Source organism: Liquorilactobacillus mali, from assembly GCF_001437155.1.
Lineage (GTDB): Bacteria > Bacillota > Bacilli > Lactobacillales > Lactobacillaceae > Liquorilactobacillus > Liquorilactobacillus mali_A.
In genome coordinates, this window is the sequence record NZ_JQAR01000023.1 from 24459 (window position 1) to 33722 (window position 9264).

10 protein-coding genes are annotated in these 9264 nt (G+C 36.8%); 7 read left to right on the plus strand and 3 right to left on the minus strand.

The annotated features are described in order from the left end of the window. Positions 1-86 precede the first annotated feature (86 nt). Positions 87-1523 (minus strand): aminotransferase-like domain-containing protein, encoded by a 1437-nt coding sequence (locus tag IV36_RS09160; RefSeq protein ID WP_056991904.1) that lies wholly within the window; start codon positions 1521-1523, stop codon positions 87-89. 117 nt (positions 1524-1640) lie between these two features. Between IV36_RS09160 and pdxS the strand changes: the two genes are divergently transcribed. Beyond that, positions 1641-2525, plus strand: a complete 885-nt coding sequence (pdxS, locus tag IV36_RS09165; RefSeq protein ID WP_010078165.1) for a pyridoxal 5'-phosphate synthase lyase subunit PdxS — start codon at positions 1641-1643, stop codon at positions 2523-2525. A gap of 11 nt (positions 2526-2536) precedes the next feature. Continuing rightward, entirely contained in the window at positions 2537-3109 is a 573-nt protein-coding gene (gene pdxT / locus IV36_RS09170) for a pyridoxal 5'-phosphate synthase glutaminase subunit PdxT (RefSeq protein ID WP_056991906.1), read from the plus strand. Between the two features lie 472 nt (positions 3110-3581). Here pdxT and IV36_RS09175 read toward each other — a convergent pair whose 3' ends face one another. Both IV36_RS09175 and IV36_RS09180 read right to left on the minus strand, forming a co-directional pair. Then, complete coding sequence (locus IV36_RS09175) at positions 3582-4820, minus strand: MDR/zinc-dependent alcohol dehydrogenase-like family protein (RefSeq protein WP_056991908.1); 1239 nt, start codon at positions 4818-4820, stop codon at positions 3582-3584. Positions 4821-4933: 113 nt separating this feature from the next. After that, positions 4934-5884 carry a sugar-binding transcriptional regulator gene (locus tag IV36_RS09180; protein WP_056991910.1) on the minus strand — a complete coding sequence of 317 codons (951 nt, stop codon included), beginning with the start codon at positions 5882-5884 and terminating at the stop codon, positions 4934-4936. Positions 5885-6046: 162 nt separating this feature from the next. Between IV36_RS09180 and IV36_RS09185 the strand changes: the two genes are divergently transcribed. The 5 genes from IV36_RS09185 to IV36_RS09205 all read left to right on the plus strand — a co-directional run. Beyond that, entirely contained in the window at positions 6047-6847 is an 801-nt protein-coding gene (locus IV36_RS09185; protein WP_187328444.1) for an SDR family oxidoreductase, read from the plus strand. Positions 6848-6862: 15 nt separating this feature from the next. Further along, positions 6863-7288, plus strand: a complete 426-nt coding sequence (locus tag IV36_RS09190) for a PTS sugar transporter subunit IIA (RefSeq protein WP_056991914.1) — start codon at positions 6863-6865, stop codon at positions 7286-7288. Further along, the gene (locus tag IV36_RS09195) at positions 7285-7776 is read left to right on the plus strand and encodes a PTS sugar transporter subunit IIB (RefSeq protein WP_056991916.1); all 492 of its coding nucleotides are present in this window, start codon (positions 7285-7287) and stop codon (positions 7774-7776) included. The genes IV36_RS09190 and IV36_RS09195 overlap by 4 nt, the downstream gene beginning before the upstream one ends. A gap of 8 nt (positions 7777-7784) precedes the next feature. Further along, entirely contained in the window at positions 7785-8597 is an 813-nt protein-coding gene (locus IV36_RS09200) for a PTS mannose/fructose/sorbose transporter subunit IIC (RefSeq protein WP_056991918.1), read from the plus strand. A gap of 14 nt (positions 8598-8611) precedes the next feature. Further along, positions 8612-9264 (plus strand): mannose/fructose/sorbose PTS transporter subunit IID (locus IV36_RS09205; RefSeq protein WP_082623745.1); only part of this gene is annotated, 653 nt, incomplete at its 3' end.

Below are 9264 nucleotides of genomic sequence, written 5' to 3' on the forward strand. Positions count from 1 at the left end.
ATAGAGGAGCTGGGTCAAAATGTAACTTTTGACTCAACTTCTTTTTAAGTATTCAGAGTTGTAGTTACCTTTGATTGAGACAGCACCTATATCAATTTCAATTCATCCATAACAGCTCCAAATCTATCTGTTAAATCTTTTTCGCTAACATCCGTTATACGTGTAAAGCTAAGTCGTATGTGGTTAGACTGCACGCCAAATAAGAAATCTGGTAAAACAAGTAATTTGTGATCTAAAAATAAGTTGTAATCAGCATTCATTATTTTTTTATTCACGTTCAATTGAACCCAAATATTGCTACCGTATGCAGGTAACTTATAAGAAACTAGTTTTTGTGCAGCAAACGGTTCCAATGCCTTAAGCAGATGTCTTTTTTGTTCTTCGAGGTTTTGCAGCTGGACTTGAATCAATTGCGATAATTGTGGCTGCTGTAGGAGCTGCACGGCAGCTAATTGGGAGAAAACGCTAATACCTGATTCCATTTGTTGCCGAATTTCTGCCAGCCGCTCTACGATTGCTGGCGGTGCAATTAGCCATCCGATTCGCGTATTTGTGCCGCTTAGCGATGAAAGAGAACCAACGTAAAGTACATTATTTGGATCTAGCTGTCTTAATGTAGAAACCTGTCTTTGAGTAAGCGCATTACTAAGCCCTAATGGATCATCTTCTACAATTGGCAGGTCTAGTTGACGACAACAATCAACTAAGCTTTCGCGCTCTGCTAGGGGCATATTTCGAGTTGTTGGATTCTGACCAGTTGGATTAACAAAGAGAAATCGTAAATGATGTTTATAGTAATGCCGCCGTAAGACATCTAGTTCTAAACCACCATTTTCTTTGAGTGGAACTCCAAATACGCGGATACCGGCAGCTTGAAAAAGTGATAGTTGATAAAAATATGATGGTGATTCAATTGCGATAGCATCTCCATAAGAAAGTAGGCCTTGAGTAATCAAGTAAAAAGCCTGTTGTGCACCCGATGTGATCAAAACTTGTGCTGCCGAAAGGTTTTGTTTTAAGAAGGGTTCAAGCTGGATGCGCAACTGTTGCTTCAAATCAAGTATGCCGCTGATAGCATTTGTACTTTCTTGTGAGACTAGGTCGTTGATGGTCATGGATGGAAAAGTGAGTGATAGGTTGGGAATGCTAATACTGGAATAGGAAAGGTCAATTACACCTGATTGTTTTTGCAATCTGTGTAACCGAACAGTAAAGTTTTCTGGGTCACCTAGGCGACTGGTAGTTATATATCTTTGCCAATTGACTCCCTGTGTTAATACTCCCCATTTACCAGAATTTATCCAAGTTCCACTTCCTAACTTTCGGATGAGGATTCCGCGACTAACCAACTCACTGAATGCTCTTTGAATCGTAGAGCGATTAATGTTTAATTTTTTTGCCAGATCACGCTCTACTGGTAATTGTTCACCTGGCAGTAGATCACCCTTTTGAATTCCCTCAATAATTAGATTAATTATTTTTAAATACACGGCTTGGTTGCCATCCGGTAATTTCCAATGCATGATTGATTGGCCTCCTCTAAATTGGTTGGTATAAATATATTCCAATTGGTTGTTTAAGTTATGACCACGATAACATAAAATAGGATAAATTTTCAATAAAAAATGGAGGAGATATAAATGTCAAAAACAGGAACAACACTTGTCAAACGTGGTATGGCACAAATGCAAAAGGGCGGCGTAATCATGGATGTGGTAAACGTTGAACAAGCAAAGATTGCTGAAAATGCAGGCGCAGTGGCCGTTATGGCGCTTGAGCGTGTTCCTTCAGATATTAGAGCGGCTGGCGGTGTAGCACGGATGTCAGATCCGGCAATGGTTGAAGCAATTATGGATGCAGTTACTATCCCGGTGATGGCTAAAGCTCGTATAGGACACATTGCGGAGGCCCGCATCTTAGAGTCCATTGGGGTTGATTACATCGATGAAAGTGAAGTTTTAACACCTGCTGATGATACTTATCATATTAATAAAAATGAATTTCAGGTTCCATTTGTGTGTGGGTGCCGTGACCTAGGTGAGGCCCTTCGAAGAATTGATGAAGGTGCAACTATGCTGAGAACCAAGGGAGAGCCCGGAACAGGAAACATCGTTGAAGCAGTTCGTCATATGGAAAAAGTCAATGAACAGATTACACAAGTTAAAGCAGCCAATCATAATCAATTAGTGATGTTTGCCCGAAACTTAAAGGCTCCATATGAGTTAGTTAAAGAAGTTCATGATAGTGGCAAGCTTCCAGTCGTTAATTTTGCAGCCGGTGGTGTGGCAACGCCTGCCGATGCAGCACTAATGATGAATTTAGGTGCAGATGGAATTTTTGTTGGCTCCGGAATCTTTCATTCTGAAAATCCAGCTAAGTTTGCTAAGGCAATTGTTACTGCTACGGCTCATCCAACAGATTATGCATTAATTGCAGAGATTTCTAAAAATCTAGGTTCACCTATGAAAGGAATTGAAATCTCAACACTTTCAGCCGAGCAGAAGATGGCTAACCGCGGAATTTAGGAGGGAAAAAGATGGTGATTGGAGTATTAGCTCTTCAAGGTGCAGTCAGCGAGCACGTAAATATGCTTTCTCAGTGTGGTGTTCGAGCTAAATTGATTAAAGAACCTGCTGATTTGCAAGATATTGAGGGTATTATTATACCTGGTGGAGAAAGTACGACTATTTATAAATTATTAGTAAGTGAACAACTGTTACAACCATTAAAGAATTTAATTCAAAATAATTTTCCAGTATTCGGGACATGTGCGGGGCTAGTCTTGTTAGCGCAGCAAGAATCTTTAGGCGGCTTGAATGGGGAAGTAAAACGAAACGGGTTTGGGCGTCAACGCGAAAGCTTTGAGTCTTTGATTGATGTTGAGGGTTTTACGGAACCTTTTCATGGTGTTTTTATTCGTGCTCCTTATCTTAAAGAAGTGAGTTCAGATGTAAAAGTTCTAGCAACTTTAGTTGATGGTCGAATTGTTGCAGCTCAGCAAAAAAATGTGCTGGTAACTGCATTTCATCCGGAATTAACTATGGATAACAGATTTCATGAGCTATTTGTTAAACAGATGATTGCAACTAGTGAATTTGTGGATAATTAGCAGAAAAAAGAAATGTGACATATGTCTGGAAAATTTTGGTTTACGAAGTATGTTTATTTAGAAGTAATAAGAAAAGTAGCTCAAAATTCAATTTCCTGTGTGAGGTGTCTTGAAAAAGGGGCTATTTAGCTGATTTTGTGGAAGTTAGTTGTTTGAGTGGGAGATTTTTAAGAGTAATGATGTGAGTTTAGAATATCCTATATTATAGTAATTTCCGTAATATGGAGTAAGTAAGGATTACTTGTTTCAAGTTATGTGTAAAAAGATTGAAGTCATTTTACGATAAGAAAGTATTTTATGGAATTAACAAAGCTAAGACAAGTTGCTTAAAAATAAAAAAACCAGAAGTAAAAGCGAGAATATAAGCAAATACTGTTTTGCCGTTTTCGCTGTAACTTTCTGGTTTTTTAATGTGTTTTAATTACAATATTCAGTTGATTTATGCCGAAATAATATAATACTAAAAATTTTTTTATTCTGTAATGTCTGGCTCATTTTCCAATATCCATTGTTCAGCCTCTGGAGACCAAAGGCCATCATGTTTCGCCAATACTTTCCCAAGTTCTGAAGTAGGGTCAACTTTGGCTAATTCAATTCTTTCAAATTTTTTAGTAGGATAGGTTAACTTTTTTCCACCACCAATTTCTGGTTGGTTTAAAGTAGTTTCGGCAGCAGCATTTAATCCAAGAACATGTGTAATTACTTTAGCTACATTTAATTTTCCGCTTGCAATTATTTCTGCAGCTTTGGCTTCATTTTCAGCATTTCCTCCTGAAGTTCCAGTGACATGTGTAAAGTTATAATGAACATCATAAAAATTCAATGTAGCTTTAAAGTCTTTATTAACAGGACCAGCAAATTGGTTCAAACAACCATCTGCGCGAAGCAATTCTCCGGCAAGTGTAACGATTGGTGCAACGCTAATCATCGAAAAAACATCATCATATCCTTCATTATCAACAGCGCTTAGAAGAAGTTCCTTCTGCTTTTCAATTGAAAGATTATTTACATTAATAAATAACATTTTTACTTCATCAGAAGGATAAAGCTTTTCAGCACGATCTAGTTTCTCTTGATTAATGTCTGTGACAACCAACGTCTTAGGCTTAACATTAGAATGAATAGCATAGTCAATTGCTAATAGACCCATTGGACCAGTTCCACCAAGCAATAATAAATTACCATTTTTTTTAATTCCCATTTCATGATTATAAGTATGTGGAATGAGGTGAAATTGTGCATCAAATGCAGCAATGACACAACTTAATGGTTCACAAAGAGATCCTTCATAATAAGCTTTTCCCTTAAAAGGTATTAAACAATTTAATTCCATAACTTCATTTGGAATAATAATCACAGTTGCATCTCCACCAATATACGGATATGAATATCCTGGGACAAAGGGGGTGTCGTCACGAGCTAAATTAGGCTGAACTACATAGTCCTCTCCAGCTGAGAACTTGTCTTGCCATTTTTTCCCGACTTTTAAAATCTTTCCAGCAAACTCATGCCCAATTAGTGCAGGGTTATTTTTGAGATCTTCAGGTGTTTTTTTGTGATCTTCTCCTTCTTTAGCAAGTTTCCAGGAAGACATACACATTGTATCGCTAACAACAGTTGCTAATATTTCATCTTCTTTAATTTCTGGAAGTTCAAATTCCTCAATTCGTAAATCTTCTTTTCCATAAATTCTAAGGCCTGTACTTTTCATATTTAAAGACTCCTTCACATTTGTGATTATAAGGGGGGTTACAAACTAATAGCTTTTATCAAAGTCAATACTAGCAAATAGTTCAAAAAATGGTAACCCTTTCTTTTGAATTTTCACATTTGTGATAAAGAGATTTTTTTTATTTTTTTTGCTACCTTATCAGTTGTGACAAGGATGTCAAATAAATTAGCTCTTAGTCCACCAATAATTGCTTCAGCCTTACCTTCACCTACAGCTACTCCAATAACTGTATTCATTTTTCGTAGCTGAGATAGACTGGCACCTACTAAGTTTGGATATACTTCTCTATATTCGTCTCCGTCTATGGAAAAGGATTGTGACAGTACATCGCCTACCATGGAATCTTTATAAATTCCTTCATCTCCATCTTCTTTTTTATAAAAAGTTCGCCAATTATAATTATCTACCATTTTGGCACTTCCAATGCCCACAAGTGCAATGTTTACCTTTTCCCACAAGCGAACAGAGTTTCTGTTAGTTTCTGTAGAAAGAATTTCGTGCATAAATTTTTCTGAGTTTAAAAAAACTGGAGTATCAAGAGAAAATAATTTTGAATTAGGAATTTTATCACACATTTGATGAACTAAATGATGGGCTTGGCATGAGATTTCGAGCTTCCCCATTGGACTGCCAATTAGAGGCACAATGGAAACATTTTTAACTTTTTTTATTGTTTCTCCCCAAGATAATCCTATTACACAATTATCTTTAATAAATTCATTGAGAAGATTGTTTGTGTAGACCGAAAGACTTTCTAGGTCATCTTGATAATCGCTATTTTCTTCTGTAGGCACGATTATTGCTTGGCCTAAATTAAAATTTTGGCACATAAAATTAGCCAAATCATCATTTGTACGACTTGTAGGCGGAGCAACAGTTATCTTAACTATTCCAATTTGTCGTGCTTTCTTTAAAAGACGGCTAATCTCTGTTCTGTGAATATGAAGCTTTTCTGAAATTTGATTTTGTGAATACTTTTGTGTGTAGTACATTTCGGAAACTTGTACTAGTCGCTCAATATGTTTTGCATTTGAATAAGTCATTATATAAGCTCCTTTCTTTCAAATTAAGTATATCACAAATGTGAAATAATTAAAAAAGCGTTTACATTTCATGAAGAGGAAACTATTCTATAAACATAAAGGGCGTTGCAAAGCAAATATATTTTTATCACAAATGATACTTTAAAAAACTTGGAGGCTTTTATTATGGATTGGTTAGACTTAATAAATAAAACTTTTATTGTAACAGGTGGTTCTTCTGGAATCGGCAATGCAATTGTAACTGAACTACTCGCTAATGGTGCCAATGTTGTTAATGCAGATTTAAAAAAAGGTAAATTAGAAAACAGTCGTCTTCATTTTGTTGAAACTGATGTTACTTCACCAGTTCAGGTAGATGCTGCCGTTCAAGAAACCATCAAAGTTTTTGGAGATTTGGATGGCGTTGTAAATAATGCAGGAATTAACTTACCACGATTACTTGTAGATCTAGATGATCCAAAAGGAAAATATGAACTTGACGAGAAGGTATTTGAAAAAGTTTTCTCAGTAAATGTTAAAAGTGTCTTTTTGATGTCACAAGCAGTTAGTCGAGTATTGGCCGAGAGAGGGAAAGGCGTGATTGTAAACATGTCTTCCGAAGCAGGACTAGAAGGATCTCAAGGACAAAGTGTTTATTCTGGAACTAAAGCGGCTATTAATGGATTAAGTCGTTCTTGGGCTAAGGAACTCGGAAAATATAATATACGTGTGGTAGGTGTCGCACCAGGAATTATGGAAGCTACAGGTCTTAGAACGCTCAGTTATGAGCAATCCTTGGCATATACACGTGGGATATCAGTTGAAAAATTACGTGAGGGTTATAAGAGTACTACGACAACCCCCTTAGGAAGGAGTGGAAAATTAAGTGAAGTTGCAAACTTTGTAGCATTTCTTTTGTCGGATAAAGCCGGATACATCACTGGAATCACGGCAAATGTTGCTGGTGGAAAATCGAGAGGATGAGAAGGTGACACGACTATGAACATTATTTTAGTAGGACATCATGAAATTGCTGTTAGTATGAAAAAGGCGGTAGAGATGATTTTTGGCAAAGTAGATGATTTTTATCCGGTAACTTTTTTACCAAAAGAAGGTCTTCAGGAACTAACTATTAAATTGGAACATACCATTCAAAAATTAGATAAGGGAAAGGAAATTTTAGTGATTGCTGACTTATTCTCAGGGACTCCTTACAATGCAGCTGCAACTCTGTATCTTCAGAATAAGGTAACAGATGTTATTGCAGGTATGTCTTTACCAATCTGTCTCGAAGTTGCAGGTCAGAAAGAAGGAATGAACACCTCGCAATTAGTCAACTATATCCTAGATAATAGTGCATCGTATACCAAAGTATTAAGTGAAGTTTTGAATCAACAAAAAAATGAAGAGGAGGAATTCGAATGATTATTACACTATCAAGAATAGATGATCGGCTTATTCATGGACAAGTGACAACTGTATGGTCGAAAAAAGCAGCAGCAGATCGAATCATCATTGTTGATGAAGATGTCTACAAAGATGAAATTAGAAAAACATTATTAAAACAAGCATGCCCGCCAGGCATGAAGGTTAATATCGTAAATGTCCCCAAAGCAATTGCTGTTTTTAATAATCCTAAATATAAAGATGACAAAATTTTCTATTTATTTACTAATCCTTCTGAAGCATTAAAGTTAGTACAGGGTGGTGTGCCACTGAAAAAATTGAATATTGGTGGAATGCAATATAGCGAGGGAAAGAAACAGATTACAAAGTCGGTGTCTCTTGATCAGCAAGATGTTGATGCTTTTAAACAGTTAGATAGATTAGGTATAAGTTTGGATTTGCAGGTTGTTGAGTCTGATCCACACGTTAATATTATGGATAAAATCTCTGAAAAGTATAAGGGGTGAATTAAGTTATGTCGATATTACAAATTGTTCTAATCTTTATTTGGTCTTCAATTGTTGGCTGTGGCAGTGTACTGGATGAGTTTCAAACACATCGTCCCTTAATAGCTTGTAGTGTTATGGGAATTATTTTAGGTGATCCTGCGAAGGGACTTGTTTTAGGTGGAATGTTGGAACTGATTGCTCTAGGCTGGATGAATATTGGAGCTGCTCAATCACCAGATTCAGCATTGGCTAGTACAATCGCTACCATTTTGGTAATTGTGGGTGGACAAAGTAATGCAAAAGGGATTGCAATCGCTCTTCCAGTTGCTGCGGCTGGACAAGTTTTAACGGTTTTTGCGCGCACAATCACGGTTGCTTTTCAGCATGCTGCTGTGAAGGCCGCAGACAATGCTAATTTTAAAATGATAGAGATTTTACATTTCTCTGCATTATTTGTACAAGCGCTTAGAGTTTCTATCCCAACAACATTAGTTGCAGTGTTCGTTAATCCAGATATGGTAAAGGCAATGCTTAATGCCCTTCCAACAGTTGTTACTGGTGGATTAACGGTTGCTGGTGGATTTATAGTAGTTGTCGGATATGCCATGATTTTGAATATGATGAGTGTTAAATATTTAATGCCTTTCTTCTATCTAGGTTTTGTTCTTGGGGGATATTTAAAACTGAGCTTATTGGCTTTTGGGATAGTTGGTTTGATTTTTGCAATCCTCTATGTTCAATTAAATCCTAAGTTTACTAATAATAAAACAAAAGTTGTCGCCGAAAGCAGTAATTCTGGTTCATTTAACGCATTGGCTGATGATGAACTTGAGGATTAAGAGGAGATTTAATTATGGAAAATAAGAAAGATACCAAATTAACAAAAAAAGATATTTTTCAGACATTTATTTTTGAAAATTTTCAGCAAGCTTCTTTCAACTACGAAACGATTCATGGGTTGGCCTTCTGTGTTGACATGATTCCAACAATCAAAAGAGTTTATAAGACCAAGGAAGAGAGAGTAGCAGCATTAAAGAGACATTTGGCTTTTTTTAACGTTACACCTGCTCTTTGTGGCCCGGTAGTTGGAATCACGATGGCTATGGAAAAAGGACGTGCAGATGGTGAAGAAATTAATGAGGGAACTATTCAAAGTTTAAAAGTTGGTCTGATGGGGCCTCTGGCTGGAGTTGGTGATCCATTAATGTGGGGTACTTTGAGACCTATTTTAGCTGCACTTGGAGCATCTTTAGCATTACAGGGTTCTTGGTTTGGCCCTTTAATTTTCTTTTTCGCCTTCAATGGAGTACGTTTGGGCCTTAAATGGTATGGATTGAAGATTGGATTGGATAGGGGGCTGGCCTTGGTTAAGGATATTTCAGGCAATCTCCTACCTAAACTAACAGAAGGTGCAACTGTTTTAGGATTGTTCATAATGGGAGTTTTGGTTACCAAATGGACTACTATTAATATTCCGTTAGTGGTTTCAAAAACTACCACCGGTGG